Raw genomic sequence first — 1,170 nt, forward strand, 5'->3', positions numbered from 1 at the left:
CGAGCATTTTTTCCCGATGCTGATCCTGCTGGGCCTGGCCACGCGCTTTTCCGCCCTGGCGTTGCTGGGGATGACCCTGACCATCCAGCTCTTCGTCTACCCGGACGCCTACCCGACCCACGGCACCTGGGCGGCGATCTTCCTGCTGTTGATGGCCCGCGGCCCGGGCGTGTTGTCCCTCGACCACCTGCTGGCCCGGCATTTTCGCCACCGTCCTCTGTAGCCGCTGCCGCAGGCTGCGAAAAGGGCCGCAGGCCCATCAAGTTCACAAACGACGGTAAAGCCGGAGGAAGCTACAAACGATCCAGCGCCTCACCGCTGCGACGAAACCAGTCCATCAGGTAATCGGCCAGCACCTGGGTACGCTTGGGCAGGCCGCCCTGATAGGAGTGCACCAGGTACATCGGCATGCTGCGGGTCTGGTAGTCCCGCAACAGCCAGCACAGGCGGCCGTCCGCCAGTTCGCTGTGCAGCACATAGGACGGTAGCCGGGCGATCCCCGCGCCCACCAGGGCAGCCTTCTTCAGGAGGTTGTAGTGGTTGCTGGCGAAGGGGCCGCTGACCCGCACCCGCAACAGTTCATGGCGCTGGTGGTACAACCACTCTTCCCGACCGCTGTAATGGCTATTGAGCAGGCAGCGATGCCCGGCCAGCTCCTGAGGCGTGCGCGGCTCGCCGTATTGCTCCAGGTAGGCCGGGCTGGCGCAGGTCATTTCATGCCAGGCCAACAGCGGCCGGGCCACCAGGCGCTGGTCGTTGGCCACCTCCGAGCGCACGGCCAGATCGAAACCCTCCCGGGTCAGGTCGCGGTAGCTGTTGTTCAGGTCCAGCTCGATCTGCACCTGGGGATAGTGCCGGGAGAACTCCAGCAGCAGGCCATCGAAAAAAGTCTCTCCCAGGGACACCGGAACCGTCAGGCGCACCGGGCCGGCCATATCGTCCTTGAGCCGGGCCAGGGCCTGATGGGCCCGCTCCACTTGGACTACCAGCGCCTGGGCCTGAGGCAGAAGCGCCGCCCCGGCGGCGGTCAGGTCCAGACGTCGGGTGGTGCGTTGCAGCAGTACCACGGCGTAGCGGGCTTCCAGGGCGCTGATGCGTTTGGAGAGCTGGCCCTTGCTGCACCCCAACTGCTGGGCCGCCTGGGTAAAGCTGCCGGCTTCCACCAGCACC

General features: G+C 66.1%; 2 protein-coding genes. One reads left to right on the forward strand and one right to left on the reverse strand.

What is annotated here, in order from left to right; translation table 11 throughout:
• Positions 1-223 (forward strand): DoxX family protein (locus F6S12_RS31970; protein WP_315869885.1); only part of this gene is annotated, 223 nt, incomplete at its 5' end.
• A 70-nt stretch (positions 224-293) separates the two neighbouring features.
• Here F6S12_RS31970 and F6S12_RS31975 read toward each other — a convergent pair.
• A complete protein-coding gene (locus F6S12_RS31975; RefSeq protein WP_315869886.1) occupies positions 294-1,169 on the reverse strand; it encodes a LysR family transcriptional regulator in 876 nt (291 codons plus the stop codon).
• Between the last annotated feature and the right edge of the window lies 1 nt (position 1,170).

The organism is Pseudomonas sp. JV245A, assembly GCF_032424515.1.
GTDB classification, from domain to species: Bacteria; Pseudomonadota; Gammaproteobacteria; order Pseudomonadales; family Pseudomonadaceae; genus Aquipseudomonas; species Aquipseudomonas protegens.